General features: G+C 55.5%; 26 protein-coding genes, 5 tRNA genes and 1 other RNA gene. 19 read left to right on the top strand and 13 right to left on the bottom strand.

Annotated features, from left to right (window positions below):
- Nucleotide 1: 1 nt before the first annotated feature.
- The 13 genes from tolR (at nt 2) to pnuC (ending at nt 7846) form a co-directional block, all read left to right on the top strand.
- On the top strand, nt 2-430 hold the full coding sequence (tolR, locus tag ACMYSK_RS11490; protein WP_434643136.1) for a colicin uptake protein TolR: 429 nt from the start codon (nt 2-4) through the stop codon (nt 428-430).
- Between the two features lie 103 nt (nt 431-533).
- Nucleotides 534-1859 (top strand): cell envelope integrity protein TolA, encoded by a 1326-nt coding sequence (gene tolA, locus ACMYSK_RS11485; RefSeq protein ID WP_434643134.1) that lies wholly within the window; start codon nt 534-536, stop codon nt 1857-1859.
- 129 nt (nt 1860-1988) lie between these two features.
- Nucleotides 1989-3281, top strand: a complete 1293-nt coding sequence (gene tolB, locus ACMYSK_RS11480; RefSeq protein ID WP_434644049.1) for a Tol-Pal system beta propeller repeat protein TolB — start codon at nt 1989-1991, stop codon at nt 3279-3281.
- Nucleotides 3282-3315: 34 nt separating this feature from the next.
- Nucleotides 3316-3840: a peptidoglycan-associated lipoprotein Pal gene (gene pal / locus ACMYSK_RS11475; RefSeq protein WP_004859700.1), complete on the top strand. Its 525-nt coding sequence runs from the start codon at nt 3316-3318 to the stop codon at nt 3838-3840.
- Nucleotides 3841-3849: 9 nt separating this feature from the next.
- Nucleotides 3850-4641, top strand: coding sequence for a cell division protein CpoB (gene cpoB, locus ACMYSK_RS11470; RefSeq protein WP_434643132.1), 792 nt, complete (start codon nt 3850-3852; stop codon nt 4639-4641).
- Nucleotides 4642-4803: 162 nt separating this feature from the next.
- Nucleotides 4804-4879 (top strand) — tRNA-Lys (locus ACMYSK_RS11465).
- A 129-nt stretch (nt 4880-5008) separates the two neighbouring features.
- Nucleotides 5009-5084: transfer RNA gene (locus ACMYSK_RS11460), tRNA-Val, on the top strand.
- A 3-nt stretch (nt 5085-5087) separates the two neighbouring features.
- Nucleotides 5088-5163, top strand: a tRNA-Lys gene (locus tag ACMYSK_RS11455).
- Nucleotides 5164-5307: 144 nt separating this feature from the next.
- Nucleotides 5308-5383 (top strand) — tRNA-Lys (locus tag ACMYSK_RS11450).
- Nucleotides 5384-5512: 129 nt separating this feature from the next.
- Nucleotides 5513-5588: transfer RNA gene (locus ACMYSK_RS11445), tRNA-Lys, on the top strand.
- A gap of 31 nt (nt 5589-5619) precedes the next feature.
- Nucleotides 5620-5756: non-coding RNA, RtT sRNA (locus tag ACMYSK_RS11440), on the top strand.
- A gap of 290 nt (nt 5757-6046) precedes the next feature.
- Nucleotides 6047-7090: a quinolinate synthase NadA gene (gene nadA, locus ACMYSK_RS11435; protein WP_434643130.1), complete on the top strand. Its 1044-nt coding sequence runs from the start codon at nt 6047-6049 to the stop codon at nt 7088-7090.
- Nucleotides 7091-7126: 36 nt separating this feature from the next.
- Nucleotides 7127-7846 carry a nicotinamide riboside transporter PnuC gene (gene pnuC, locus ACMYSK_RS11430; RefSeq protein WP_434643128.1) on the top strand — a complete coding sequence of 240 codons (720 nt, stop codon included), beginning with the start codon at nt 7127-7129 and terminating at the stop codon, nt 7844-7846.
- On the opposite strand, the gene zitB is transcribed toward pnuC, so the two are convergent.
- Nucleotides 7843-8781 (bottom strand): CDF family zinc transporter ZitB, encoded by a 939-nt coding sequence (gene zitB / locus ACMYSK_RS11425; RefSeq protein WP_434643126.1) that lies wholly within the window; start codon nt 8779-8781, stop codon nt 7843-7845. The genes pnuC and zitB overlap by 4 nt on opposite strands.
- A gap of 417 nt (nt 8782-9198) precedes the next feature.
- Here zitB and aroG point away from each other — a divergent pair, with 417 nt between their 5' ends.
- A complete protein-coding gene (gene aroG, locus ACMYSK_RS11420) occupies nt 9199-10251 on the top strand; it encodes a 3-deoxy-7-phosphoheptulonate synthase AroG (protein ID WP_434643125.1) in 1053 nt (350 codons plus the stop codon).
- A gap of 94 nt (nt 10252-10345) precedes the next feature.
- Here the strand turns inward: aroG and gpmA are convergent, their stop codons facing one another.
- The 7 genes from gpmA to modE all read right to left on the bottom strand — a co-directional run bounded on the left by gpmA (nt 10346) and on the right by modE (nt 18103).
- Complete coding sequence (gpmA, locus tag ACMYSK_RS11415; RefSeq protein ID WP_004859709.1) at nt 10346-11098, bottom strand: 2,3-diphosphoglycerate-dependent phosphoglycerate mutase; 753 nt, start codon at nt 11096-11098, stop codon at nt 10346-10348.
- Between the two features lie 206 nt (nt 11099-11304).
- A complete protein-coding gene (galM, locus tag ACMYSK_RS11410) occupies nt 11305-12348 on the bottom strand; it encodes a galactose-1-epimerase (RefSeq protein WP_434643123.1) in 1044 nt (347 codons plus the stop codon).
- The gene (gene galK, locus ACMYSK_RS11405; RefSeq protein ID WP_434643121.1) at nt 12342-13490 is read right to left on the bottom strand and encodes a galactokinase; all 1149 of its coding nucleotides are present in this window, start codon (nt 13488-13490) and stop codon (nt 12342-12344) included. The genes galM and galK overlap by 7 nt, the downstream gene beginning before the upstream one ends.
- A 2-nt stretch (nt 13491-13492) precedes the next feature.
- On the bottom strand, nt 13493-14539 hold the full coding sequence (gene galT, locus ACMYSK_RS11400) for a galactose-1-phosphate uridylyltransferase (RefSeq protein WP_434643119.1): 1047 nt from the start codon (nt 14537-14539) through the stop codon (nt 13493-13495).
- 9 nt (nt 14540-14548) lie between these two features.
- The gene (gene galE / locus ACMYSK_RS11395; RefSeq protein ID WP_434643116.1) at nt 14549-15565 is read right to left on the bottom strand and encodes a UDP-glucose 4-epimerase GalE; all 1017 of its coding nucleotides are present in this window, start codon (nt 15563-15565) and stop codon (nt 14549-14551) included.
- A 206-nt stretch (nt 15566-15771) separates the two neighbouring features.
- The gene (modF, locus tag ACMYSK_RS11390; protein WP_434643114.1) at nt 15772-17247 is read right to left on the bottom strand and encodes a molybdate ABC transporter ATP-binding protein ModF; all 1476 of its coding nucleotides are present in this window, start codon (nt 17245-17247) and stop codon (nt 15772-15774) included.
- Between the two features lie 67 nt (nt 17248-17314).
- The gene (gene modE / locus ACMYSK_RS11385) at nt 17315-18103 is read right to left on the bottom strand and encodes a molybdenum-dependent transcriptional regulator (RefSeq protein ID WP_434643112.1); all 789 of its coding nucleotides are present in this window, start codon (nt 18101-18103) and stop codon (nt 17315-17317) included.
- Nucleotides 18104-18256: 153 nt separating this feature from the next.
- Between modE and ACMYSK_RS11380 the strand changes: the two genes are divergently transcribed.
- From ACMYSK_RS11380 to modC, 4 genes are all read left to right on the top strand, one after another.
- Nucleotides 18257-18406, top strand: a complete 150-nt coding sequence (locus ACMYSK_RS11380) for an AcrZ family multidrug efflux pump-associated protein (protein WP_032688779.1) — start codon at nt 18257-18259, stop codon at nt 18404-18406.
- Nucleotides 18407-18557: 151 nt separating this feature from the next.
- On the top strand, nt 18558-19331 hold the full coding sequence (gene modA / locus ACMYSK_RS11375) for a molybdate ABC transporter substrate-binding protein (RefSeq protein ID WP_434643110.1): 774 nt from the start codon (nt 18558-18560) through the stop codon (nt 19329-19331).
- The gene (gene modB, locus ACMYSK_RS11370) at nt 19331-20020 is read left to right on the top strand and encodes a molybdate ABC transporter permease subunit (protein ID WP_434643108.1); all 690 of its coding nucleotides are present in this window, start codon (nt 19331-19333) and stop codon (nt 20018-20020) included. Before modA ends, modB begins: the two co-directional genes overlap by 1 nt.
- A gap of 2 nt (nt 20021-20022) precedes the next feature.
- The gene (gene modC, locus ACMYSK_RS11365) at nt 20023-21081 is read left to right on the top strand and encodes a molybdenum ABC transporter ATP-binding protein ModC (protein WP_434643105.1); all 1059 of its coding nucleotides are present in this window, start codon (nt 20023-20025) and stop codon (nt 21079-21081) included.
- Here modC and ACMYSK_RS11360 read toward each other — a convergent pair whose 3' ends face one another.
- The gene (locus tag ACMYSK_RS11360) at nt 21082-21900 is read right to left on the bottom strand and encodes a pyridoxal phosphatase (RefSeq protein ID WP_434643102.1); all 819 of its coding nucleotides are present in this window, start codon (nt 21898-21900) and stop codon (nt 21082-21084) included.
- 173 nt (nt 21901-22073) lie between these two features.
- Here ACMYSK_RS11360 and pgl point away from each other — a divergent pair, with 173 nt between their 5' ends.
- Nucleotides 22074-23069, top strand: a complete 996-nt coding sequence (gene pgl, locus ACMYSK_RS11355; protein ID WP_434643100.1) for a 6-phosphogluconolactonase — start codon at nt 22074-22076, stop codon at nt 23067-23069.
- A 385-nt stretch (nt 23070-23454) separates the two neighbouring features.
- Here pgl and ACMYSK_RS11350 read toward each other — a convergent pair whose 3' ends face one another.
- Genes ACMYSK_RS11350 through ACMYSK_RS11335 form a run of 4 tightly spaced genes read right to left on the bottom strand, consistent with a single transcriptional unit; the run spans nt 23455 to nt 26472 of the window.
- Nucleotides 23455-24084 carry an NrsF family protein gene (locus tag ACMYSK_RS11350; RefSeq protein ID WP_434643097.1) on the bottom strand — a complete coding sequence of 210 codons (630 nt, stop codon included), beginning with the start codon at nt 24082-24084 and terminating at the stop codon, nt 23455-23457.
- Nucleotides 24071-24628, bottom strand: coding sequence for a sigma-70 family RNA polymerase sigma factor (locus ACMYSK_RS11345; protein WP_434643095.1), 558 nt, complete (start codon nt 24626-24628; stop codon nt 24071-24073). The genes ACMYSK_RS11350 and ACMYSK_RS11345 overlap by 14 nt, the downstream gene beginning before the upstream one ends.
- Nucleotides 24629-24645: 17 nt before the next feature.
- A complete protein-coding gene (locus tag ACMYSK_RS11340; protein ID WP_434643092.1) occupies nt 24646-25884 on the bottom strand; it encodes a protein-disulfide reductase DsbD family protein in 1239 nt (412 codons plus the stop codon).
- Between the two features lie 15 nt (nt 25885-25899).
- Nucleotides 25900-26472 (bottom strand): peroxiredoxin, encoded by a 573-nt coding sequence (locus tag ACMYSK_RS11335; protein ID WP_434643090.1) that lies wholly within the window; start codon nt 26470-26472, stop codon nt 25900-25902.
- Nucleotides 26473-26514: the final 42 nt, after the last annotated feature.

Below are 26514 nucleotides of genomic sequence, written 5' to 3'. Positions count from 1 at the left end.
CATGGCCAGAGCACGTGGACGCGGACGTCGCGAACTGAAGTCCGAGATCAACATCGTTCCGCTGCTGGATGTCTTGTTGGTGCTGTTGCTGATCTTTATGGCGACGGCGCCGATCATTACGCAGAGCGTAGAGGTCGACCTGCCGGATGCGACGGAATCACAAGCGGTCAAAAGTAATGATGATCCGCCGGTGATCGTTGAAGTTTCCGGAGTAGGGCAGTACAGCGTAAAGGTTGGCCCGGAAACGCTGTCGCAGCTGCCGCCGGAGCAGGTTATTGCCGAAGCGAAACGCCGACTTGAGGCGAACGAGAAAACGGTGTTCCTGATCGGCGGTGCGAAAGACGTACCTTACGATGAAATTATTAAAGCGCTTAACCTGTTGCATAGCGCAGGGGTTAAATCGGTTGGCTTAATGACCAAGCCTATTTAATCGCTTCGGGTATGTGCGCCCGCCGGGCCGTTGGCTGCGAGAATAACAGTCTCGTGGCCAGCGAGAGTCGCGGGAACAGGTGAACAGTTTTTGGGAACCGATAGTGTCAAAGGCAACCGAACAAAACGACAAGCTTAAACGAGCGATCATAGTTTCAGTCGCGCTGCACATCATTCTGATCGCGCTGCTGATCTGGAGTTCGTTCGACGAGCATCTGGATGCCTCAGCCGGCGGCGGTGGAGGTTCTTCTATTGATGCGGTGATGGTTGATCCTGGGGCGGTGGTAAATAACTACAACCGTCAGCAGCAGCAACAGGCCAGCTCGCGCCGCGCCGCTGAGCAGCGCGAAAAGCAGGCTCAGCAGCAGGCCGAAGAACTGCGTGAAAAGCAGGCCGCGGAGCAGGAACGTCTGAAGCAGCTTGAGCAGGATCGTCTGCAGGCGCAGGAAGCGGCTAAAGAAGCGAAAGAACAGCAGAAGCAAGCCGAAGAAGCGGCGGAGAAAGCGGCAGCTGCGGCGAAAGCCAAAGCGGATTCTCAGGCGAAAGAAGCGCAGGAAGCGGCAGCAAAAGCTGCGGCTGATGCGAAGGCGAAAGCAGATGCTCAGGCGAAAGTGGCGGAAGCCGCGGCAGCCAAAGCCGCCGCTGATGCGAAGAAACAGGCCGAAGCAGAAGCGGCGAAAGCGGCTGCGGATGCTCAGAAAAAAGCTGAAGCTGTAGCGGCGAAAGCCGCCGCGGATGCCGCGAAAAAAGCGCAGCAGCAGGCTGAGAAACAAGCTCAGCAAGAAGCGGCTAAACAGGCAGCGGCTGAGAAGGCTGCCGCCGAGAAGGCAGCAGAAAAAGCAGCGGCGCAAAAAGCAGCTTCTGAAAAAGCGGCAGCAGAAAAAGCCGCCGCGGCAGAAAAAGCAGCCGCCGATAAAGCGGAAAAAGCAGCAGCAGCCAAAGCTGCGGCAGCGGAAAAAGCCGCCGCGGATAAGGCCGCTAAAGCCGCCGCAGCAAAAGCAGCCGCAGCGAAAAAAGCGGCGGCAGCGAAAGATGCTGACGGCGTAGATGACCTGCTTGGCGACCTGAGCTCAGGTAAGAATGCGCCGAAAGGTGGCAGTGCCAAAGGCCAGGGACAGCCAGCTAATGCAGCAGGCACGTCGGGTAGCAATGGTGGGGCATCTGGAGCAGATATTAGCGCCTATGCTTCGCAAATCCGGAATGCTATTCAGAGCAAGTTGTATGGTGCAGATTTGTATGCAGGTAAGTCTTGCGTGTTGCATATCAAGCTAGGATCTGATGGTCAATTGCTTGATGTTCAACAGGAAGGTGGGGATCCGGCGCTTTGCCAGGCTGCGGTAACCGCAGCGAAGACAGCCCGTATTCCTAAACCGCCTAGCCAGGCTGTTTATGAGAAAATTAAAGATGCCAAACTGGACTTTAAACTGTAATAGTTTTCCCCGTGGATACGGGGAAAAACAATATAGGGTAGTCACCGGGTTTTGGTAGTTTTGTGTATTTGAGTTTGTTAACATTCTGCTAAATTATCGTGGGCTTTCCGCCCGGATAAGGGAGATATGATGAAGCAGGCATTACGAGTAGCATTTGGTTTTTTAATGCTGTGGGCGGCTGTGCTGCACGCAGAAGTACGTATCGAGATCACCCAAGGGGTGGACTCGGCACGCCCGATCGGTGTCGTACCGTTCCAGTGGGCAGGGCCGGGTGCTGCACCTGAGGATATTGGCGGTGTCGTGGCGGCTGACTTGCGTAACAGCGGTAAGTTTAATCCACTGGATCGCTCACGCCTGCCTCAACAACCGGGGACAGCGCAAGAGGTCCAACCCGCAGCCTGGTCTGCATTGGGCATTGATGCGGTCGTTGTCGGTCAGGTGACGGGTAACCCGGACGGTTCGTACAACGTTGCTTACCAGCTGGTCGATACCGGCGGTGCACCGGGGACGATTCTGGCTCAGAACTCTTATAAGGTCACTAAACAGTACCTGCGCTATGCGGCACACACCGCCAGCGATGCGGTATTTGAGAAGCTGACATCGATTAAGGGCGCCTTCCGTACCCGTATTGCTTACGTTGTACAGACCAACGGCGGTCAGTTCCCGTATGAGCTGCGCGTATCTGATTATGATGGCTACAACCAGTTTGTTGTCCACCGTTCACCACAGCCGCTGATGTCTCCGGCATGGTCTCCGGATGGTTCAAAACTGGCTTACGTGACCTTCGAAAGCGGTCGTTCTGCGCTGGTGGTTCAGACCCTGGCTAACGGCGCGGTACGTCAGATTGCCTCCTTCCCGCAGCATAACGGGGCACCGGCCTTCTCGCCGGACGGTAGCAAACTGGCTTTCGCACTGTCGAAAACCGGTAGCCTGAACCTGTATGTGATGGATCTGGGCTCTGGTCAGATTCGCCAGGTGACCAATGGTCGCAGCAACAACACCGAACCAAGCTGGTTCCCGGACAGTCAGAACCTGGCCTTTACGTCTGACCAGGCCGGTCGTCCGCAGGTGTATAAAGTCAGCGTCGGCGGCGGTACTCCGCAACGTATTTCCTGGGAAGGTTCTCAGAACCAGGATGCGGATGTCAGCAGCGACGGTAAATTTATGGTAATGGTTAGCTCGAATAACGGGCAGCAGCACATTGCCAAACAAGATCTGGTAGCGGGTGGCGTACAAGTTCTGTCGTCAACGTTCCTGGATGAAACGCCAAGTCTGGCACCTAACGGCACTATGGTAATCTACAGCTCTTCTCAGGGGATGGGATCCGTGCTGAATCTGGTTTCTACAGATGGGCGTTTCAAAGCGCGTCTTCCGGCGACTGATGGACAGGTAAAATTCCCTGCCTGGTCTCCGTATCTGTGATAATAAATAATTGATTATTAAAGGAATCAAAGAAATGCAACTGAACAAAGTGCTGAAAGGGCTGATGATCGCTCTGCCGGTTATGGCAATCGCGGCGTGTTCTTCTAACAAGAACGCCAGCAACGACCAGAGCGGTGAAGGCATGCTGGGTGCCGGCACTGGTATGGATGCTAACGCTAACGGTGGCAACATGTCTTCCGAAGAGCAAGCTCGTCTGCAAATGCAGCAGCTGCAGCAGAACAACATCGTTTACTTCGATCTGGACAAGTACGATATCCGTTCTGATTTCGCAGCAATGCTGGATGCGCATGCTAACTTCCTGCGTAGCAACCCATCCTACAAAGTGACTGTTGAAGGCCACGCGGATGAACGCGGTACGCCGGAATACAACATCGCTCTGGGTGAGCGTCGTGCTAACGCCGTTAAGATGTATCTGCAGGGCAAAGGTGTTTCTGCCGACCAGATCTCCATCGTTTCTTACGGTAAAGAAAAACCTGCAGTACTGGGCCACGACGAAGCGGCTTACGCTAAAAACCGTCGCGCCGTACTGGTTTACTAAGAGAATTGCATGAGCAGTAACTTCAGACATCATCTGTTGAGTCTGTCGTTACTGGTTGGCATAGCGGCCCCCTGGGCCGCTTTTGCTCAGGCGCCAATCAGTAGTGTCGGCTCAGGCTCGGTCGAAGACCGCGTCACTCAACTCGAGCGTATTTCTAACGCTCACAGTCAGCTTTTAACCCAACTTCAGCAACAGCTCTCCGATAACCAGAATGATATTGATTCTCTGCGCGGTCAGATTCAGGAAAGTCAGTATCAGCTGAATCAGGTTGTCGAACGCCAGAAGCAGATTCTGTTACAGATCGACGGTCTGAGCAGCGGTGGGGCAGCGGCAGGTGCACAGACATCGTCATCTACGGGCGATCAGAGCGCAGCGGCAGCTACGGCTGCTCCTGCGGCCTCTTCCGGTGCACCGGCGTCGACCGGAGATGCGAACACCGATTACAATGCGGCTATTGCGCTCGTGAAGGATTCATCCCGTCAGGATGACGCACTGGTGGCTTTTCAGAATTTCGTCAAAAAGTACCCGGATTCAACTTATCAGCCGAACGCCAACTATTGGCTCGGTCAGTTGAATTACAACAAGGGGAAAAAAGATGATGCCGCGTACTATTTTGCTTCCGTGGTGAAGAATTACCCTAAATCTCCGAAAGCGCCTGATGCGATGTTTAAGGTCGGCGTGATTATGCAGGATAAAGGTGATACCGCGAAGGCGAAGGCTGTTTACCAACAGGTGGTCAGTAAATTTCCTGGCACCGATGGCGCAAAACAAGCTCAGAAACGTCTTAATACCCTCGGGTGATTATGGCATGACCAGAAATCGCGTTATTTCTGGTCTTGTCGCATGAATCCTAAGCAGTCAGATGTTTTTTATCGAAATACTTGTTGCGCTGAATTCTTAAATCAGTAATATATGCCGCCGTTGCCAAGGGATATCGAACAAGCCTGAAGCGGCAAAAAAAGTGGGTCGTTAGCTCAGTTGGTAGAGCAGTTGACTTTTAATCAATTGGTCGCAGGTTCGAATCCTGCACGACCCACCACTAACTACCAAGGTGGAACGGTAGTAAAACGTGAAGGATAACGTTGCGTAAGCAACGGCCCGTAGGGCGAGGCGAAGCCGAGTCATCCTGCACGACCCACCACTAACTAGCAGTATCCAGCGTAGTATCGGGTGATTAGCTCAGCTGGGAGAGCACCTCCCTTACAAGGAGGGGGTCGGCGGTTCGATCCCGTCATCACCCACCACTCGGGTCGTTAGCTCAGTTGGTAGAGCAGTTGACTTTTAATCAATTGGTCGCAGGTTCGAATCCTGCACGACCCACCAATTTAACATCGAACTCAGATGTTGAACGTGAAGGATAACGTTGCACAGCAACGGCCCGTAGGGCGAGCGAAAGCGAGTCATCCTGCACGACCCACCAATTTAACGTTGGTGACGAGTGAAAAATAATTCAGGTAGTACCCGAGCGGGTCGTTAGCTCAGTTGGTAGAGCAGTTGACTTTTAATCAATTGGTCGCAGGTTCGAATCCTGCACGACCCACCAATTTAACATCGAACGTTGATGTTAAACGTAAAGGATAACGTTGCACAGCAACGGCCCGTAGGGCGAGCGAAAGCGAGTCATCCTGCACGACCCACCATCCTGAATGTTTAAAGTATTCAATCCCGCAAGGGGTCGTTAGCTCAGTTGGTAGAGCAGTTGACTTTTAATCAATTGGTCGCAGGTTCGAATCCTGCACGACCCACCAATGTAGAAAGGCGCCCTAAAGGCGCCTTTTTGCTATGCGTAATCCGTGCTGGATGAGAACCTGCCTCAGGTTCGACAAAATTGCCGGGAGCAATTTTGCATCGCCGTTCACGGCGACCCAAAGGGCGAGTCTCAGGATGAGACGAGTGATATCCTGCACGACCCACCAATGTAGAAAGGCGCCCTAAAGGCGCCTTTTTGCTATGTGCAATTTGTGCTGGATGAGAAGTGTCAGCCACCGTCAGTATCCCGGCAAAACGGCGCCGTCCTGTCGCCTGTTGTTTTCTCTCCATAAATAGCTATCCCCCTCATTTTGACACCAGACGATAATAAATTCCCCACGACATTTTCTGTACAATCCGCTATCTTGTTTAGCATATAAAACACTATGGCCGACGCTATGCCATCTCAGGGCATATTAACGGCATTTGAGTTAAGCCAGTAAAACGAGATTGCAAGATGAGCGTAATGTTTGACCCAGAAACGGCGATTTATCCATTCCCGCCCAAACCGGTGCCATTAAGTCGCGATGAAAAGTACTTTTACCGCGAGAAGATTAAACGTCTGCTGCGTGAACGTGATGCGGTCATGGTTGCCCACTACTATACCGACCCCGAAATTCAACAGCTGGCTGAAGAGACCGGCGGGTGCATTGCTGATTCCCTGGAGATGGCTCGCTTCGGCGCTCGCCACTCTGCCTCGACGCTGCTGGTGGCCGGGGTGCGCTTTATGGGCGAAACGGCAAAAATCCTCAGCCCGGAAAAAACGATCCTGATGCCAACCTTACATGCCGAGTGCTCTCTGGATTTGGGGTGCCCGATTGAGGAGTTCAACGCGTTTTGCGATGCCCATCCGGATCGTACCGTGGTCGTCTATGCCAATACCTCTGCGGCGGTCAAAGCACGTGCCGATTGGGTGGTGACCTCAAGCATTGCGGTCGAACTGATTGAGCATCTCGATAGTTTGGGTGAAAAAATTATTTGGGCGCCGGACCGCCATCTTGGCTACTACGTGCAAAAACAGACCGGCGCCGATGTGCTGTGCTGGCAGGGCGCCTGTATTGTGCATGATGAGTTTAAAACCCAGGCCCTGACGCGGATGAAAGCACTGTATCCGGATGCTGCCATTCTGGTACACCCCGAGTCGCCGCAGTCCATTGTTGATATGGCGGATGCGGTAGGTTCAACCAGCCAGCTGATCGCCGCTGCGAAAACGTTGCCGTCGCGTCAGCTCATCGTGGCTACCGATCGCGGTATTTTCTACAAAATGCAGCAGGCGGTGCCGGAAAAAGAGCTGCTGGAAGCGCCGACGGCCGGGGAGGGGGCAACCTGTCGCAGCTGCGCCCACTGCCCGTGGATGGCGATGAACGGCCTGAGAGCGATTGCTGAGGGGCTGGAACACGGCGGGCGTGAACACGAAATTGAGGTCGATGCGCAACTGCGTACTGGTGCGTTAATCCCGCTTAACAGAATGCTGGATTTTGCGGCTACACTTCGGGGATAGTGGTCAATTACGCCATCAATACAGTTCGGGGAAAATATGGATTTTTTTAGTACGCAGAATATCCTGGTGCATATACCCATAGGCGCCGGTGGATACGACTTATCATGGATTGAGGCGGTCGGCACCCTTGCCGGGCTGCTGTGTATCTGGCTGGCGAGTCTGGAAAAGATCAGCAACTATGCGTTTGGGCTGGTCAACGTCACTCTGTTTGCCATTATTTTCTTTCAGATTCAGCTGTACGCCAGCCTGCTGCTGCAGATTTTTTTCTTTGCCGCCAACGTATACGGCTGGTATGCCTGGTCCAGGCAAACCAGCAGCAATGAAGCCGAGCTGCGCATTCGCTGGTTGCCACTGCCTAAGGCGCTGGGCTGGCTGACGGTGTGCATCGTGGCCATTGCGCTGATGACGGTATTCATTAACCCGGTGTTCGCCGTTCTGACGCGTATTGCAGTGACGCTGATGCAGGGCATGGGGCTGCAGGTCACGATGCCGGAGCTACAGCCGGACGCTTTTCCGTTCTGGGACTCCTGCATGATGGTGCTGTCGATAGCCGCCATGATTCTGATGACCCGCAAATATGTCGAAAACTGGCTGCTTTGGGTGATCATCAACGTTATCAGCGTGGTGATTTTTGCTCTTCAGGGCGTCTATGCAATGTCGCTGGAATATCTCCTGCTGACCTTTATTGCTTTAAACGGCAGCCGGATGTGGATGAACAGCGCGCGTGAGCGAGGTTCTCACGCGTTTTCTCGCTAATGATGGTGATGAGGGTCGTGCCCGGCGTGCGTCATGTTTAGACGGCATTCCGGGCCGCTACAGGGCTGGTACTCCATCTGTACGGTCACGTGCTCAATATCGTACTTATGCTGCAAAAATGCCTGAATACGATTGAGCAGGGCATCGTGATCGTGCGGGGGAACCACCTGAACATGCAGCGTCATCACCGTTTTTTCGCCGACCAGCCAGACATGAACATGATGTACATCGCGGACCTCCGCAATAGAGCGGCGTAAGTCTCTTTTTAGCCCTTCAACATCCAGCGACCGCGGCGCGCCTTCCAGCAGTTCGTTCATACTTTCCTGCAACAGGCGCCAGGCGCTGCGAAGCACCAGACATGACACCAGCACCGATAAAATCGGGTCAATAGGCGTCCAGCCGGTGGTGATTATCACCATGGCGGCAATAATTGCCCCGACGGAACCCAGCAGGTCACCCAGAACGTGCAATGCTGCGGCACGAACGTTGAGATTTCGCTCTTCGCTACCGCGATGCAGGATCCAGAATGCCAGTATGTTCGCCAGTAGCCCGGCTACGGCAATGACCATCATCGCGGTGCCGGCGACGGGCTGCGGGTGGTTAAAGCGTTGAATCGCCTCCCAGACGATAAGGATGGTGATCACCACCAGCGCAATGGCGTTGACGAAGGCTGCCAGCGTCGTCAGACGCAACCAGCCAAACGTGTGACGAGTGTTGGGAGGGCGGCTGGCGAAACGGACCGCCAACAGTGCGAACAACAGAGCGGCAGAATCGGTCAGCATGTGGCCAGCATCGGCCAGTAGCGCCAGCGAGCCGGAAACGACGCCGCCAATAGCTTCGACAAGCATAAAACCGGCGGTGACGATGAATGCCTGCAACAGGCGTTTTTCGTTACCGGTGTCCGTGGTTTCTGAAGGAGTGTGCGCGTGGGTCATTACAGAATCCTGTCATTATTTTATCAATTAGTCTCTGACCTTATTACAGATTAACCACAATCGGGCGTCTCTTCCATCTGCTAATGCCGATTGGGCAATATGCCTTATCGTACTGATGATTGGCCATCAGCGAGCCGAGGATACAGCAGCATCCTCGTGAAAATACTCGATGGGGAAGTGATATAGGGTAATAACCACACTATCGCAATATAAAATATTTATATCCATACATTTAATAGTATTTATCACTAGTGTGACGGTTGTGGTTTTAACTATTCTTATTGTTTGTATCGTTTTTCTTTGTTTAATCAGTGAATTATCGCTGAGAGTGTAAAAGTCTGTTTACACTTTTCTGGCGGCGAGTTAGATTGAAAGCATTGCACTCAACTGATTAAGTATGGCAACGCTGGAAAGAAAATGAATTATCAGAACGACGATTTACGTATTAAAGAGATCAACGAATTATTACCCCCCGTTGCACTCCTGGAAAAATTCCCCGCGACCGAAAATGCTGCTAACACCGTGGCGCACGCGCGTAAAGCGATCCATCAGATCCTGAAAGGTAATGACGATCGTCTGCTGGTTGTGATTGGCCCGTGCTCCATCCACGATCCTGCCGCGGCGAAAGAGTATGCAGAACGCCTGCTGACGCTTCGTGAAGAGCTGAAGGGTGAGCTGGAAGTGGTCATGCGCGTTTATTTTGAAAAACCGCGCACCACCGTTGGCTGGAAGGGGTTGATCAACGACCCGCATATGGACAACAGCTTCCGTATCAACGATGGCCTGCGTATTGCGCGTAAGCTGCTGCTGGAGATTAACGACAGCGGGCTGCCGGCGGCGGGTGAGTTCCTCGATATGATAACCCCGCAGTACGTTGCTGACCTGATGAGCTGGGGCGCTATCGGCGCACGCACCACGGAATCTCAGGTGCATCGCGAGCTTTCATCAGGCCTCTCTTGCCCGGTAGGGTTTAAAAACGGCACGGACGGGACGATCAAAGTGGCGATTGATGCGATCAACGCCGCTGGCGCTCCGCACTGCTTCCTGTCAGTGACCAAATGGGGTCATTCGGCGATTGTGAATACCAGTGGTAACAGCGACTGCCATATCATTCTGCGCGGCGGTAAAGAGCCGAACTACAGCGCTAAGCACGTTGCTGAAGTGAAGGTCGGTCTGGCGAAAGCGGGCCTGCCGGCGCAGATCATGATTGACTTCAGCCACGCCAACTCCAGCAAGCAGTTTAAAAAGCAGATGGAAGTGGGCGCGGACGTTTGCCAGCAGATTGCCAGCGGTGAGCAGGCGATTATGGGCGTGATGATTGAAAGCCATCTGGTGGAAGGTAGCCAGAGCCTGGAGAGCGGTGAGCCGCTGGCCTATGGCAAAAGCATCACGGATGCCTGCATCGGCTGGGAAGATACCGATATTATCCTGCGTCAGTTGGCGGATGCGGTAAAAGCCCGCCGCGGTTAATCCGCTGCCGATTCCGCCAGAGTGTGGCGACGGCGGGATTCCGGACAAATAAAAAGCGTGGACCAATCCACGCTTTTTTTATGGCTGGCGAAAGTTACTTCGCTTTACCCTGGTTTGCTACCGCTGCGGCTTTCGCGGCGATTTCATCCGCATTGCCCAGATAGTAGTGTTTGATCGGCTTGAAGTTTTCGTCGAACTCATACACCAGCGGTACGCCGGTCGGGATATTCAGTTCGAGGATTTCGTCTTCGCCCATGTTGTCCAGGTATTTCACCAGCGCACGCAGGGAGTTACCGTGAGCGGCGATAATCACGCGCTCACCGCTTTTCAGACGCGGCAGAATGGTTTCATTCCAGTAAGGCACGACGCGCTCGATGGTCAGCGCCAGGCTTTCGGTAACCGGCAGCTCTTTATCGGTCAGTTTTGCATAACGCGGATCGTGGCCCGGGTAGCGCTCGTCGTCTTTGGTCAGCTCCGGCGGGGTAATGGCAAAGCCACGGCGCCACTGTTTAACCTGCTCGTCACCGTATTTTTCAGCGGTTTCAGCTTTGTTCAGACCCTGTAATGCACCGTAGTGACGCTCGTTCAGTTTCCAGGATTTTTCAACCGGCAGCCAGGCCTGGTCCAGTTCATCCAGGACATTCCACAGAGTATGGATGGCACGTTTCAGCACAGAGGTATAAGCAAAATCGAAGCTGAAGCCTTCGTCTTTCAGCAGTTTGCCTGCCGCTTTAGCTTCACCCACGCCTTTCTCGGACAGATCGACGTCGTACCAACCGGTGAAACGGTTTTCATTGTTCCATTGGCTTTCGCCATGACGGACCAGTACCAGCTTAGTTACAGCCATACACTTACTCCTCAAGCTTTGTTTGAATGATAACAATTCTCATTATATTGCCGCAATTTGCGTCACGGCAACGCTTATCCCTAACCATAGCGAAAATAGTGGCTCAGTGTAAGATGCTTGTAAATCGACGGTTATCTTTTTGTCTGTAAGTGGCGCAATTTGCAGCAAGATGACGAAAAAAAGCCCTCCGTCAGGAGGGCTGGGCATTATCCGGCAATAAACTGATATTCCGTCAGGCTGACGTACTCTGCGCCTGGGCGCAATATACAGTCGGGCTGAGGCCATTCCGGGTGATTAGGTGAGTCGGGAAGGAATTCACTCTCCAGGGCCAGGCCTTGCCAGTCGGCGTACGGCTGTTCTGTACGGGACGGTGTGCCACCCAGATAGTTACCAGAATAAAACTGCAGAGCAGGGGCGGAGGTATAAACCGCCATCTGTAATTTGCCATCCTGAGACCAGACGTGTGCTGCCGCTTTGCGGGCATCTCCTTTTGCCTGTAGCAGGAAGGCATGATCGTATCCTTTTACCTTCTGCTGGTCTGGATCGCTAAGGAAATCGGCCGCCACGACTTTCGGGGTGCGAAAATCGAAGCTGGTCCGGGCGACGTCCCGCAGCCCACCGCTCGGTATCCCGTCGCTCTCTACCGGCAGGTAGCTGTCGGCGAGAATTTGCAGCTGGTGATGGCGAACGTCCGTCTGCCCGCCGTCCAGGTTGAAGTAGACGTGGTTGGTCATGTTAACCGGGCATGGTCTGTCAACCGTCGCCCGATATTCGATAGCGATGCGGTTATCTTCGGTAAGACGGTAGTGCGCGGTGGCTTTCAGGTGGCCCGGAAAGCCCTGGTCGCCGTCATCGGAGGCGACAGCAAACAGTGCCTGATGCTCATCCGCGCTGACTATCTGCCAGCGGCGTTTGTCAAACCCTTCAGGCCCACCGTGCAGCTGATGGCCGACCTCGTTAGACGGGGTCAGCTGGACGGTGTGGCCATCCAGGGTAAAACGGCTGTTGGCGATACGGTTAGCATAACGGCCCACCGAGGCGCCGAGATAGGCCGCCTGACGGGTATAATTTTCTGGCGTCGCGCAGCCGAGCAGCGCTTCGCGCACTTCGCCATCGGCCAGCGGTACCCGGGCCGATAATAACGTTGCGCCCCAGTCCATCAGCGTGACCACCATCCCTGCATTATTACGCAGGGTGATCAGGTTCCACGGCTGGCCGTCTGGCGCCAGTTCTGTCGTTTGATTTAGCACTGGCCGGCCCCCTGCGACGGTTTGCAAACGTAGAAGGTCTCTTTAATGCCGGTCTTCGCTTCATACTGCTGCGCAACGGCTTGCTGGACGGTATCTACGCACTCTTCGGGGACCAGCGCTACGACGCAGCCGCCAAACCCACCGCCGGTCATCCGTACGCCGCCTTTATCGCCGATGGTGGCTTTGACAATTTCGACCAGGGTGTCAATTTGCGGTACGGTAATTTCGAAATCATCGCGCATCGAGGCATGAGATTCTGCCATCAGTTCCCCCATACGCTTCAGGTCACCTTTCTCCAGCGCGGTAGCGGCTTCGAGCGTACGCGCATTTTCGGTCAGCACGTGACGGACACGTTTTGCCACCACCGGATCCAGCTCGTTGGCGACGGCATTGAATTCAGCGATTTTGACGTCGCGCAGCGCAGGCTGCTGGAAGAAACGCGCACCGGTCTCGCACTGCTCGCGGCGGGTGTTGTATTCGCTGCCGACCAGGGTCCGTTTAAAATTACTGTTGATGATCACGACCGCGACGCCTTTCGGCATCGAGACGGCTTTGGTACCCAGGGTGCGGCAGTCAAGCAGCAGCGCGTGATCTTTCTTGCCCAGCGCCGAGATAAGCTGGTCCATGATGCCACAGTTACAGCCGACGAACTGGTTCTCCGCTTCCTGACCGTTAAGGGCGATTTGCGCACCGTCCAGCGGCAGATGGTACAGCTGCTGGAACACGGTACCGACGGCAACTTCCAGGGACGCGGAAGAGCTTAAACCCGCTCCCTGCGGCACGTTGCCGCTGATCACCAGGTCAGCGCCGCCAAAATGGCTATTGCGCTTTTGCAGATGCTTCACCACGCCGCGGACGTAGTTTGACCACTGCTGGGTGTCGTGGCTGACAATCGGCTTATCAAGGGAGAATTCGTCGGTCTGATTGTCATAATCGGCGGCAATCACCCGCACGATACGGTCCGTGCGCGCAGAGCAACTGATTACCGTCTGGTAATCAATCGCGCAGGGCAGTACGAAGCCGTCGTTATAGTCAGTGTGCTCACCGATCAAATTGACGCGGCCCGGTGCCTGAATAACGTGGGTAGCAGGGTAGCCGAATTTTTCAGCAAACAGGTTTTGGGTTTTCTCTTTCAGACTCATTGTTATTCTCCGGATTCGCGAAAATGGACGTCGCTAACTGCCCGCAGGCGTTCGGCGGCTTGTTCGGCCGTCAGATCGCGCTGAGTTTCGGCCAGCATTTCGTAGCCGACCATAAATTTGCGCACCGTTGCAGAACGCAGCAGCGGCGGATAAAAGTGAGCGTGCAGCTGCCAGTGATTATTTTCTTCGTCATTAAACGGCGCCCCGTGCCAGCCCATGGAGTACGGGAATGAGCACTGGAACAGGTTGTCGTAACGGCTGGTCAGCTTTTTCAGCGCCAGGGCAAGATCGCTGCGCTGGGCTGGGGTTAAATCGGTAAGACGCAGGATATGCGCCTTCGGCAGCAGTAGCGTCTCAAAGGGCCACGCCGCCCAGTAAGGCACCACGGCCAGCCAATGTTCTGTTTCGACGACAGTCCGGCTGCCGTCGGCTAATTCGCGCTGCACGTAATCCACCAGCATCGGTGAACCCTGGCTGGCGAAGTACTCTTTTTGCAGACGATCTTCGCGTTCTGCCTCATTCGGCAGGAAGCTGTTGGCCCAGACCTGGCCGTGCGGGTGCGGGTTGGAGCAGCCCATCGCTGCGCCTTTGTTCTCAAAAACCTGCACCCACGGATACGTCTTGCCCAGCTCGGCGGTCTGTTCCTGCCACGTATTAACCACGCCTTCCAGCGCCTCAACGCTCAGCTCAGGCAGCGTTTTGCTGTGATCTGGCGAGAAGCAGATGACCCGGCTGGTGCCGCGTGCGCTTTGACAGCGCATCAGCGGATCGTCACTTTCCGGGGCATCGGGGGTATCGGTCATCAATGCCGCAAAGTCATTGGTAAACACGTAGGTACCGGTGTAATTCGGGTTCGTGTCGCCGGTGACGCGGGTGTTACCCGGGCACAGAAAACAATCCGGATCGTGCGCCGGCAAGGTTAAATTTGCCGGCGTTTCCTGCGCCCCTTGCCAGGGGCGCTTGGCGCGATGCGGTGATACCAGAATCCACTGCCCGGTTAACGGGTTATAACGACGATGCGGATGGTCGACGGGGTTAAATACGCTCATGACGGTTCCTTAGTCTGGGTAACCCTGCGGATGACGGGACTGCCAGTGCCAGGTGTCCTGCGCCATTTCGTCAAGGTTGCGCGTAACGCGCCAGTTCAGCTCGCGGTCGGCCTTTTCAGCGTCCGCCCAGTAGGCCGGGAGGTCGCCATCGCGGCGCGGCGCGAAGTGGTAATTAACAGATTTGCCGCAGGCTTTGCTGAAGGCATTGATCACGTCGAGGACGCTGCTGCCGACGCCTGCGCCGAGGTTATAAATGTGTACGCCTTCACGTCCAGCCAGTTTTTCCATCGCGGCAACGTGACCGTCGGCGAGATCCATGACATGGATATAGTCGCGAACGCCGGTGCCGTCAGGCGTCGGATAATCGTTGCCAAACACGGCCAGCGATTCGCGGCGACCGACAGCCACCTGGGCGATGTAGGGCATCAGGTTGTTCGGGATGCCCTGCGGGTCTTCACCCATGTCGCCTGACGGATGCGCGCCAACCGGGTTAAAGTAACGCAGCAGTGCAATGCTCCAGTCCGGCTGGGCTTTTTGCAGGTCGGTCAGGATTTGCTCGACCATCAGCTTGCTTTTGCCATACGGGCTTTGCGGCGTCCCGGTCGGGAAGCTTTCAACATAAGGGATCTTTGGCTGATCGCCGTAGACGGTTGCGGAGGAGCTGAAAATAAAGTTCTTCACGCCAGCAGCGCGCATGGCGGAAACTAATTTAAGTGTACCGGTGACGTTATTGTCGTAGTATTCCAGCGGCTTGGCGACGGATTCGCCGACGGCCTTCAGGCCGGCGAAGTGGATCACGGCTTCAATGGCGTGATCGTGCAAAATTTCCGTCATCAGCGCTTCATTACGAATATCGCCTTCGACAAAGGTGGCTGTTTTCCCGCCAAGACGTTCAATGACCGGCAATACGCTGCGCTTACTATTGCAGAGATTGTCGAGAATAATCACTTCGTGTCCCTGCAGCAGCAGTTGAACGCAGGTATGACTTCCAATGTAACCGCTACCACCTGTAACCAGTACTTTCATGATTCGCTCCAATAGGCTTATCGTGTGTGATGAAGATAGCATACCAAAGAAGTCGAAAGTGTGACACAGGCCAAATTGGTGGAATCGTTTACACTAAAATACACAACGCGTGATTTTTTAATGTTTTCCTTTTAAAACATGTTGTTGAGTGTGTTTTTGGTTATTTCTCTGAAAAAATACAGGGATCTGCAGACCCCTGTATTGCCTTAGTTAGCCAGTGGACCGACCTGATAAGTGTAACCGTCTCCACTGCGAACAAACGCCAGACGATGGGTAATACAGTCCGGTGCATCTTCCGCGTGGTGGGAGACAAACAGCAGCTGCGTGGCACCTTCGCTAATCAGAACATCAATGAAACGACGCACCAGCTGGCGGTTTAGCGGGTCCAGTCCCTGAAGGGGCTCGTCAAGAATCAGCAGCGTCGGGTGCTTCACCAGGGCGCGGACAATCAGCGCTAGCCGCTGCTGTCCCCAGGAGAGACTATGGAAAGGCGCATCGGCGGTACGCTTGTCGATCCCCAGCATATCCAGCCAGTTCTGTACCAGCTTGTGCTGCTTGTCAGAAACGGCCTGATAAATACCGATAGAGTCGAAATAGCCTGACAGAATCACGTTGCGGACCGTCGTACTGACGCGGTACTCAAGGTGCAGACTGCTGCTGACGTAGCCAATATGTTTTTTGATATCCCAGATGGTTTCACCGCTGCCGCGGCGACGGCCAAACAGGGTCAAATCGTTACTGTAGCCCTGCGGGTGATCGCCGGTCACCAGGCTGAGCAACGTTGATTTCCCGGCGCCGTTGGGACCGACTATCTGCCAGTGTTCACCTGGGTTAACCGTCCAGCTCAGGTGTTCGATGATCGGCCGATCGTTGTACGACACGACGCCATCATGTAGAACGATGCGCGGTGCATCAGCATCGAGAGCGTGGCGAGCTGCGGGAGCATCCGGCTCCGGCAAGGCCATACCAGCCAGTTTTTCGCTGTGGGCCAACTGAGCAATAAGCGCCTGTTGCAGCAGCGCCTGTTTTTCACCGGTTTCGCTCAGGGTGCAATCGGCCAGCACGCCGGCAGACTTGACGAATGACGGGATTTCATCGAAGCGGTTAAGCACCAGAACGAGCGTGATCCCCTCGCGGTGCAGCGTCTCTAGCAGTCCGGCAAGCTGCTGGCGGGAAGCCACGTCAAGGCCATCAAACGGCTCGTCGAGGATCAGCAAATCCGGCTGCGTCATCAGCGCCTGACAGAGCAGCGTTTTACGCGTTTCCCCGGTGGAAAGGTATTTAAAGCGACGCTGGAGCAAAGAGGTGATGCCGAACAGCTCCGCCAGGCGTGCGCAGCGGGCGGCGTCTTTGGACTCTTCCTGAATAATTTCTTCGGTTGTGCGACCCGTATCTTCTTCGCCAGGGCTGAGCAAATCCGTGTTGTTACGTTGCCATTCATCGCTGACCAACTTCTGCAGCTGTTCAAAGGAGAGGCGGGTAACCCGGGAAAAGCGGTTATCACACTGGCCAGAGAGGAGAGTGAGCTCACCGGACAACGCGCGAGCCAGCGCCGACTTTCCGCTACCGTTGCTGCCGACGAATGCCCAGCTTTCACCTGCGCCAACGGTGAGGTGCTCAATTTTTAACGTTTTTGTGTCGCTCAGGCGAAACGTGCCTTGCGAAATTTGCAATGATGACATTGTGTATCCCACTTTTTGCAGCGATTTGTCACAGGGATACGACGTCACGCACGCAATGTCAATGCCGTCAGCACAACGTGGCGAGAATGATTCGATCGGCGTTAAAATATGCTATTGCCTCAGCACCTTCTGCCAGTTTTCGGGTCTGTTCCAGCGGTAAGGTCGCGCACAAGCTCTGACCGTCCGGAAGCGCCATCAGGACTTCACACTGTTCCGGACCGTATTCGATGTGGCTAATTTTCCCGGCCAGCTGGTTATCGGCCTCTCTGGCAACCGCCGGATCCACAGTGATCCCCACCCAGGGAGCCTTCAGCAGCACCAGCACTTCCTGACCTTCATCCAGGCCAAGGCGTTCTGCGCTTTGCGCAGTAATCGCAACTTTAAAGCGGGTCTGGCGATCGGCGAGCAATACCTCAACGTGCTGCTGCACCTGCTGGTGGTCGCGACCGGTGATGGTGCCGAACCACTGATTACGTGCGCTGGTTTGTAGCGAGAAACGTGAAATGGCAGCCAGCAGGCTGTCGAGAGGCAGGGCGTCGTCGTCACTCAGTACGTCGAAGGCTTTCTGCTGAATTTGCGCCAGGAGATCGTACAGTTGAATCAGCCGCTGTCCGTAGCGAGTCAGAACGGCGCCGCCGCCGCCTTTACCGCCGGTTGCCCGGTCAACCAGCGTTTGTTCACTGAGTTGATTCATCTCATTGATGGCATCCCATGCGCTTTTATAGCTGATACCGGCATTTTTTGCGCCCTGGCTAATCGACCCGGTGCTATCGATTTGTTTTAACAGAGCGATACGGCGAGGATCGGCGAACAGGCGCTGCTGTAACTTAAGGGTCAGAAGAATTTCGGCCTGCATAATGATATCCTGGCAAAAAAGAGTATTGTGACCGATAGTGGTCATCTTGCAAGATGCATCTGTCATCGTTGTCGGCCAGCCACCGCACAAATGGGGCGTGTTTTTCCAGCTGAAGCGGTTACAATAAAGCATTCGTACTTTCTGGAGCCAACCATGTTAGAGCTATTGAAAAGTCTGGTTTTTGCCGTTGTCATGGTCCCGGTGGTGATGGCTATCATCCTGGGTCTGATTTACGGTCTGGGCGAAGTGTTTAACATCTTCTCCGGCGTAGGTCACAAAGATCGCGGCCAGCAGAACAACTGATTTCCCAACGCCCGGTTTTCCGGGCGTTTTTATTTCCCCTCTCTTTTCCTCTTCTCTTTGATCCTCCTCTACCTACTCCCAATTCGCGCTGGGAAAACCCCATTCTTATCGCTATATTAGCTCCTACATAACGCACATAAAGGAGTTTCAGATGGCACGTCAATGGTTACGCTTGTTTGCCGGAGCGACGTTAACGCTCTCCGTTGCTGGTCATGCGCTGGCGGAAGAAGGGAAAATCACGGTGTTTGCTGCGGCATCGTTAACGAACGCGATGCAGGATATTGCGAAGGCCTATAAGAAAGAGAAAAACGTCGATGTCGTCTCGTCGTTTGCCTCTTCATCGACGCTGGCACGGCAAATCGAAGCGGGCGCGCCTGCGGACCTGTTTATCTCTGCCGACCAGAAATGGATGGATTACGCGGTTGAGAAAAAAGCAATTGATACCGCCTCGCGTGAAACGTTGCTGGGTAACAGCCTGGTGGTTGTCGCCCCAAAAGCCAGCGAACAGGGCGATATCGTCATTAATAACAAAACCGACTGGACCAGCCTGCTGAAAGGCGGTCGTCTGGCCGTTGGCGATCCGGAGCACGTCCCGGCGGGTATCTACGCGAAAGAAGCGCTGCAAAAACTGGGTGCCTGGGAGACGCTTTCCCCGAAACTGGCTCCGGCTGAAGACGTACGCGGAGCGCTGGCGCTGGTTGAACGTAATGAAGCCCCGCTGGGTATTGTTTACGGTTCCGACGCGGTGGCGAGCAAAGGGGTAAAAGTGGTCGGGACTTTCCCGGAAGATTCACATAAGAAAGTCGAATATCCGCTGGCTATCGTTGATGGACATAAAAATGCGACCGTCACCGGGTTTTATGACTATCTGAAAGGGCCGCAAGCGGCTGCCATCTTTAAACAATATGGATTTACCACCCGCTAATGATTTTAAGCGATCCTGAATGGCAGGCGGTACTGCTGAGCCTGAAAGTATCATCCCTGGCGGTGGTGTTAAGCTTACCATTTGGGATCTTTATCTCATGGCTGCTGGTGCGGCGCAATTTCCCAGGAAAAGCGTTGCTCGACAGTATTATCCATCTGCCGCTGGTGCTACCGCCGGTGGTCGTGGGGTATTTACTGCTGATTGCCATGGGGCGGCGTGGTTTTATCGGTAGCTGGCTGTATGACTGGTTCGGTTTGACCTTTGCCTTTAGCTGGCGCGGTGCGGTCCTGGCGGCGGCGGTCATGTCGTTTCCGCTGATGGTGCGGGCTATTCGCCTGGCGCTGGAAGGGGTAGACGTCAAGCTTGAACAGGCGGCGCGAACCCTGGGCGCCGGACGCTGGCGAGTGTTTTTCACGATTACGCTCCCGCTAACGCTGCCGGGCATTATCGTGGGTACCGTTCTGGCCTTCGCCCGCTCGTTAGGGGAATTTGGCGCTACTATCACCTTCGTCTCCAACATCCCGGGCGAAACGCGCACCATCCCTTCGGCAATGTATACCCTGATTCAAACCCCGGGCGGCGAAGGTGCTGCCGCGCGCTTATGTCTGATCTCCATTGTGCTGGCGCTGATATCGCTGCTGGTTTCTGAATGGCTGGCGCGTCTTAGCCGGGTGCGCACGGGGAAATAATCATGCTTGAACTTAATTTTACCCAGACGCTGGGCACCCACTGCCTGAATATCAATGAAACGCTGCCCGCCAGCGGCATTACTGCCGTTTTCGGCGTTTCCGGCGCGGGGAAAACCTCCCTGATTAACGCCATCAGTGGCCTGACACGGCCGCAGAAAGGGCGGATCGTGCTCAACGGCAGGGTGCTAAATGATACCGAAAAGCGTATTTGCCTGGCTCCGGAAAAGCGGCGCGTTGGCTATGTTTTTCAGGATGCCCGCCTGTTTCCGCACTATAAGGTGCGCGGCAATCTGAAGTACGGCATGGCGAAAAGTATGGCCGGTCAGTTTGATAAGCTGGTGGCGCTGCTCGGGATTGAACCGCTGCTTGACCGCCTGCCGGGGGGCCTTTCCGGTGGAGAAAAGCAGCGGGTGGCCATTGGCAGGGCGCTCCTGACGGCACCTGAGCTGTTGCTGCTCGATGAGCCGCTGGCCTCGCTGGATATCCCACGCAAACGTGAACTGCTGCCTTATCTGCAGCGGCTGGCGCGTGAAATACATATCCCGATGCTCTACGTCAGCCACTCACTCGATGAGATTCAACATCTGGCGGATAAGGTTCTGGTGCTGGAGGAGGGGAGCGTAAAAGCCTTTGGCGATCTGGAAGAGGTGTGGAGCAGCAGCGTAATGCATCCGTGGCTGCCGCAGGATCAGCAGAGCACGATACTGAATGTGTCCGTTGTTGCTCAGCATCCCCACTATGCTATGACCGCTCTGGCTCTTGGCGAGCAGCAGATTTGGGTGAATTATCTTGACCGCCCGATCGGCGACGTGACGCGAATTCGTATTCAGGCCTCTGACGTCTCACTGGTGCTGGAACAGCCGCAGCAGACCAGCATTCGTAACGTTTTGCCGGCGCTGGTGGTGCAATGTATTGAAACCTACGGGCAGATAGAGGTGCAGCTGAACGTCAGCGGTCGCACGCTGTGGGCGCGCATCAGCCCGTGGGCCAGAGATGACCTGGCGGTAACGCCAGGTCAATGGCTGTATGCGCAGATTAAAAGCGTATCGATTGCCGCCTGATTACAGCAGGTTGCGGTTGATGAAGTCGGCAATACTGTTACTTTCGTTTTCGCCAATGACGACGTTGGCGCGGGCTTTGACTTCCTCAACCGCATTGCCCATTGCCACTCCGGTTCCGGCGGCTTCCAGCATGCTGAGGTCATTATAGTTATCGCCAAAGGCTACCACGTCCTGCATGGACAGGCCCTGTGCTTCCACCCACTGCGCCAGGCGCTTGCCTTTGCTGTTGCCTGCGCGGGCGATATCGACCTGATCGTGCCACGACCACTCACACTCCAGCCCCAGCGTCTTACCCACATTGAGAGCAAACTGCTGCAGCTTAGGAATATCTTCATCGGTCAGGGCAAACTTCCACACCGAGCGGACATCGCGCGCGGCCTGAGCCAGCGAATCGACCTGGGTGAACACCGGGCGCTGATCTGCCGGCAGAGACTGCGCCCAGTTAGTGGTACGGATTACGTGCCCGGTCGGGCGTTCATACAGCATGGCATCGTCAACGTACATCAGGCCGTGGATATCATGATCGGCCAGCATGTCGGTCAGACTCAGCGCTTTATCAACCGGCATTGGATCGGACTGCAGAACCTTTTTTGCCTGATAATCATACAAGTAAGTGCCATTACAACAAATTGCAGGTGTATCCAGAGCCAGTGCCTGATAAAAAGGATGGATAGCGACGTGATGTCGGCCAGTGACGACGATCACCTGGAACCCCGCTGCTCTGGCACGTGCCAGGGCCTCCAGTGAGGCGGGCAGGATAGTCTTGTTGGAGGTGAGCAGGGTACCGTCTAAATCCAGTGCAATCACGCGTGAGGTCATGTGTTGTTTCCGGTTAATGATGAAAAAATTGCCTGGCATGATGGTACACCGCTATGCCTTTGGGGCAAATTTTTCAGCATCTACCGTTAAAAGAGTCTATACATTGCATCAACTCAGCAGTTTGATAAATGAAATGTATACGTTTTCCCTGTGCAGTGAGGAAAGGAGCAGTCATGAAACAAACCGTTTATACCGCCAGCCCGGAAAGTCAGCAGATTCATGTCTGGAGTCTGGATCTTGAGGGTGACCTGAAGCTTGTTCAGGTTGTTGATGCCCCAGGTCAGGTTCAGCCGATGGTGGTGAGCCCGAATAAAGAGTATCTCTACGTTGGCGTGCGTCCGGAGTTTCGCGTACTGGCTTACCGCATTGCGCCCGATAACGGTGCGCTGACCTTTGCCGGCGAAGCGGCACTGCCGGGTAGTCCGACGCATATTTCGACCGATCATCAGGGGCGTTTTGTCTTTAGCGCGTCGTATAACTCTGGTTGCGTAAGCGTCACTCCGCTGAATGATGGCCTGCCGGGTGAAACGGTGGCGGTTGTTGAAGGGCTGGAAGGTTGCCACTCGGCGAATATTTCTCCCGATAATCGTACCCTGTGGGTACCGGCGCTGAAGCAGGATCGTATCTGCTTGTTTACCCTCAGCGATGACGGGTTCCTCGCCGCACAAGACCCGGCGGAAGTCACCACCGTTGAAGGGGCCGGACCGCGTCATATGGTGTTCCACCCGAATCAGCAATACGGCTACTGCGTTAACGAACTGAACAGCTCTGTTGACGTCTGGGAGCTGAAAGATCCGTACGGCAAAGTCGAATGCGTCCAGACGCTGGATATGATGCCTGCCGATTTTACCGGCGTACGCTGGGCGGCGGATATTCATCTGACCCCGGACGGCCGCCATCTGTACACCTGTGACCGCACCGCTAGCATCATTACCATTTTCAGCGTGTCTGAAGATGGCAGCGTGCTGTCCGTTGAGGGCTATCAGCCGACGGAAGCGCAGCCGCGCGGTTTTAACGTCGATCATAGCGGGAAATATCTTATCGCCGCCGGGCAGAAATCGCACCATATTGCGGTCTATGAGATAGCCGGTGAGCAGGGCCTGCTGAAAGAAAAAGGGCGTTATGCCGTCGGTCAGGGGCCAATGTGGGTGGTGGTTAACGCGTATTAACCGGTTGACAGAATACCCTTCAGTGGGCCGTTCCGTTCACGATGGGTCCGGCATCTTTTCTTAACGCCGTTGCGGGTGAACGGCCTGGGGGGCGTTTCGCTCGCCCCCCAGGACCCCCGGCATTGCGCTGAAAATTGCCGCTTCGCGGTGTGCTCCACTCCGGCTTCATCTGGCGGACCGGGCTGGACTCGACATCCCTGTCTCGACCTGCCCTCTGGCCACCGTCCTGGTGGCCAGTCCTGGATGCGCACCTGCGTTCCCGCCAATTTTCTTTATGCGCCAACCCCCTCGCTGTCAGATCGTAGCCAACAACATTTCCCGCACGGCGGTGGGATCGAGTAAACATTGCGGAGTCAATGACCTCCAGGACCCCATACCCGTTGCGCTATGTCAGTGAGACCCAGCGTTTCCCCACGAGCACCGTCAGCGCCACAATCGTCACTATCGCCGCCAGGTGCATGACAAAATCCATCGCGTGCAGATGCACCGGATGACAAAACGCCAGCAGGCTGACCGCCATGCAGGCGATACCCAGCCCGGCCATCGCCAGGCTGCGCACAGGGCGCAGCGCCCGGGTACGGCGCAGGCTGGCAATCATCAGCACCATCATCGGTGTACTGACCACCAGCAAAAAAGTAAAGCAGGGCGTACTGTCACTGTCCGCCACCGGCAGCGACGGGTGCGGAATGCTGCTGATGCTCAACCCCAGCCACATCAACCCAATGGGCAGCAGGGCTTTCCAGCCGAGGGGACGCCGACCGGCAATACTCATCGTAAAGGCGCTACGAATAGCCAGTGCGCCGAGCACAAAAGCCAGCAGCAGCTGTAGTATCGCCAGGGGGGCGCCGGGCTGCGACCAGTCGGTCGGGCTACGTTGCACCAGAAAACTGGCGGCAACCGCACAGGGCAGGGCCGCCGCCAGCCAGGTCAGAACGCGTCTGCCGGTTGAGGGCAGCCGTTTCACCGGCCGCATATCGCGCCCCAGCTTTTCAATTAACAGGTCATGATTGGTCATGGTGAGCTCCAAAACGGCGCAGGTTTTTCAGCGCCCGATGCAGCAGTGATTTCACTGCGGCGACACTCAGATTGTTATGCGCGGCCGCTTCTGTCAGGCTCATTTCACGCAAATGGACGTGCTCAACAATGGCTCTTTGCCGCGAGGGAAGCTGGCGTAGATAGCCCGCCAGCTCTTCCCGGCTATCCCGTTTTTGCAGATCCGGGGATGTTGCCGGTTCTGGCAGCGTCTCTTCGGGGATCTCCCACTGCTGATAGCGGCCGCGGCGGCGCAGTGCATCTACGGCTCGGGCTGAGATGATAGCCATTAACCAGGGCAGAAAAGGGAATGCCGGATCGTAGGTATGACGCACCCGATGCACCGTCAGCAGCACATCCTGAATCACATCTTCGACCAACGCGTCGTCGGCGATCCGCTTACGTGTTTGCGAACGAATCACCGGGACCAGCGCTTTTAACAGCCGGGTGTAGGCGTGCTGATCGCCCGCCTGCGCCTGCTCCATTAGCGCGGGCCAGCTTTCACGCGCGCTATCATTTGTTTCCATAATCCGCCTTGTTGCGTTTACGCCTTTTTGCCGATGGCCTGATTTAGCGCGTTCACGACAATGCCCGGAGTCAGCACCTGCGGCAACACCTTCGGCGGTCCGCCGTCGGCAGGATAGACCACGTACAGCGGCAGGCCGCCCTGACCAAACTGATTCAGCGCATCATCGACGTCCGGATTAAATTTAGTCGAGTCTGCCACCATATACAGCGTCCCGGTTTTCGCCAGCGCATCTTTTACCGCCTGGGTTGAAAGCGAGGTCTTTTCATTCACCTGGCAGGTGATACACCAGGAGGCGGTGAAGTTAACAAAGATGGCCTTGCCGTGCCCGCGCTGCGCCGCGACGGCCTGCGGCGTCCATTTCTCCATAGCGGTATCAGTGGCCGCCACAGTCTGTGGGCCGGGGGATGCGGAACCGGGATGAATCAGCCCGGCCAGTGGGGCAATGACCGCGACGGCGAGCACGGCGGTGACGGCGAACAGGCTCTTATGTCCTTTTCCCTGAAAGCGGCGTTGCTGGGCGATGCCGTAGATCCAGGCAGCAAAGCTTAGTACCACCGAGGCTGCCAGCAGCGTTGCCAGCGCGCCGCTACCGGCCTGCTGTGCCAGCACCCATATCAGCCATGCGTAAGCACCAAACATCGGGAACGCCAGGGCACGTTTCAAAATATCCATCCAGGCCCCTGGGCGCGGGAGAAGAGACGCCAGCGCCGGAAACAGCGAGACCAGGGTGAACGGCGCAGAAAATCCGAGCGCGAGGGCAAAAAACACGGCCAGCGCGGTGGCTGGCGGCTGCACTAGCGCGTAGCCAATCGCGCTGGCCATAAACGGCGCCGCACACGGGGTGGCTACGATAATCGCCAGTGCGCCGGTCATCGCCGAACGTAAAAACGCGCCGCGACCAATATCCAGGGCGCCAACGCGCTGCGCCGATAGCCCGACCTCGAATACGCCCAGCAGGTTGAGCGCGGCGGCCAGCATTACCAGTGAAAGCAGGGCAATCACCAGAGGCGATTGCAGCTGGAAGCCCCAGCCAACGGCGAGGCCACCGGCGCGCGCGGCCAGCAGAACGCCGGCCAGCAGCATCATGGTGACGACTACGCCAAGTAAAAAAGCCAGCCCTTCACGACGCGCGCCCACGGCGTTATCCGCATGGCGCAGAAGTCCGAGCGCTTTCAGGGAGATAACCGGAAAAACGCAGGGCATACAGTTGAGTATGATGCCGCCAATAAAGGCGGCCAGCATGGCGGTTAACATCGCTGGCCTCTTTGCTTAGTGGGTTTGCGGATGGGCTGCGTCGTACTGCTTGACGGCGGCCAGCGTTTTCTCAATATGAGTATCTGGATTTCTGTCGGTGTAGCTGAGCAGAATCGTGCTATCTGGCGCAATGACATACGATGTCCGGTCGGAGACGGTCTTGCCCTTCATCTCCATCAGCGTGTGATACTGCGCTGCCACTTTGGCACCCGGATCTGCGGCGACGGCGAACTTATCGCGGCACTCAAGTTTAGAGAAATCGCTTACCTGGTCAGTGTTACCAGCGGTCACGCCAATAACGGTCGCGCCCATTTTTTTGAACTCATCGGTGGCTTCGGCAAAATCATGGGCCTCAATAGTGCAGCCTGCGGTAAATGCCGCCGGGAAGAAATAGAGTACCACCGGGCCTTTTTGCAATGCCTGCTGCAAGGAGAAGGCGATCGGTTTACCGGCTAAAGCCCCCTGGAGTTCGAATCCGGGGGCTTTGGCGCCGACGGGCAGCGCCGCTCCGGCGTTAAACGCAGTGGCGGACAGGCCAAGCGCGACGGTCAGGGTCAGGGTACGAGCAACGTTTTTTATCAGTTTCATTATCAGCTCCAGCGATGTCAGGGCGTTCCGGTTAGGTGACTC

Source organism: Klebsiella sp. I138 (assembly GCF_051131765.1).
Lineage (GTDB): Bacteria > Pseudomonadota > Gammaproteobacteria > Enterobacterales > Enterobacteriaceae > Klebsiella.
Note: the sequence above shows the minus strand (reverse complement) of the source record. Positions and strands in the feature narration are given on the sequence as shown.

Bases quoted from the DNA above. Each gene is read 5' to 3' on its own strand.
- tolR (WP_434643136.1), top strand. From the start codon at position 2: ATGGCCAGAGCACGTGGACGCGGACGTCGCGAACTGAAGTCCGAGATC.
- tolB (WP_434644049.1), top strand. From the start codon at position 1,989: ATGAAGCAGGCATTACGAGTAGCATTTGGTTTTTTAATGCTGTGGGCG.
- pal (WP_004859700.1), top strand. From the start codon at position 3,316: ATGCAACTGAACAAAGTGCTGAAAGGGCTGATGATCGCTCTGCCGGTT.
- cpoB (WP_434643132.1), top strand. From the start codon at position 3,850: ATGAGCAGTAACTTCAGACATCATCTGTTGAGTCTGTCGTTACTGGTT.
- nadA (WP_434643130.1), top strand. From the start codon at position 6,047: ATGAGCGTAATGTTTGACCCAGAAACGGCGATTTATCCATTCCCGCCC.
- pnuC (WP_434643128.1), top strand. From the start codon at position 7,127: ATGGATTTTTTTAGTACGCAGAATATCCTGGTGCATATACCCATAGGC.
- zitB (WP_434643126.1), bottom strand. From the start codon at position 8,781: ATGACCCACGCGCACACTCCTTCAGAAACCACGGACACCGGTAACGAA.
- aroG (WP_434643125.1), top strand. From the start codon at position 9,199: ATGAATTATCAGAACGACGATTTACGTATTAAAGAGATCAACGAATTA.
- gpmA (WP_004859709.1), bottom strand. From the start codon at position 11,098: ATGGCTGTAACTAAGCTGGTACTGGTCCGTCATGGCGAAAGCCAATGG.
- galK (WP_434643121.1), bottom strand. From the start codon at position 13,490: ATGAGTCTGAAAGAGAAAACCCAAAACCTGTTTGCTGAAAAATTCGGC.
- galT (WP_434643119.1), bottom strand. From the start codon at position 14,539: ATGAGCGTATTTAACCCCGTCGACCATCCGCATCGTCGTTATAACCCG.
- galE (WP_434643116.1), bottom strand. From the start codon at position 15,565: ATGAAAGTACTGGTTACAGGTGGTAGCGGTTACATTGGAAGTCATACC.
- modF (WP_434643114.1), bottom strand. From the start codon at position 17,247: ATGTCATCATTGCAAATTTCGCAAGGCACGTTTCGCCTGAGCGACACA.
- modE (WP_434643112.1), bottom strand. From the start codon at position 18,103: ATGCAGGCCGAAATTCTTCTGACCCTTAAGTTACAGCAGCGCCTGTTC.
- ACMYSK_RS11380 (WP_032688779.1), top strand. From the start codon at position 18,257: ATGTTAGAGCTATTGAAAAGTCTGGTTTTTGCCGTTGTCATGGTCCCG.
- modA (WP_434643110.1), top strand. From the start codon at position 18,558: ATGGCACGTCAATGGTTACGCTTGTTTGCCGGAGCGACGTTAACGCTC.
- modB (WP_434643108.1), top strand. From the start codon at position 19,331: ATGATTTTAAGCGATCCTGAATGGCAGGCGGTACTGCTGAGCCTGAAA.
- modC (WP_434643105.1), top strand. From the start codon at position 20,023: ATGCTTGAACTTAATTTTACCCAGACGCTGGGCACCCACTGCCTGAAT.
- ACMYSK_RS11360 (WP_434643102.1), bottom strand. From the start codon at position 21,900: ATGACCTCACGCGTGATTGCACTGGATTTAGACGGTACCCTGCTCACC.
- pgl (WP_434643100.1), top strand. From the start codon at position 22,074: ATGAAACAAACCGTTTATACCGCCAGCCCGGAAAGTCAGCAGATTCAT.
- ACMYSK_RS11350 (WP_434643097.1), bottom strand. From the start codon at position 24,084: ATGACCAATCATGACCTGTTAATTGAAAAGCTGGGGCGCGATATGCGG.
- ACMYSK_RS11345 (WP_434643095.1), bottom strand. From the start codon at position 24,628: ATGGAAACAAATGATAGCGCGCGTGAAAGCTGGCCCGCGCTAATGGAG.
- ACMYSK_RS11340 (WP_434643092.1), bottom strand. From the start codon at position 25,884: ATGTTAACCGCCATGCTGGCCGCCTTTATTGGCGGCATCATACTCAAC.
- ACMYSK_RS11335 (WP_434643090.1), bottom strand. From the start codon at position 26,472: ATGAAACTGATAAAAAACGTTGCTCGTACCCTGACCCTGACCGTCGCG.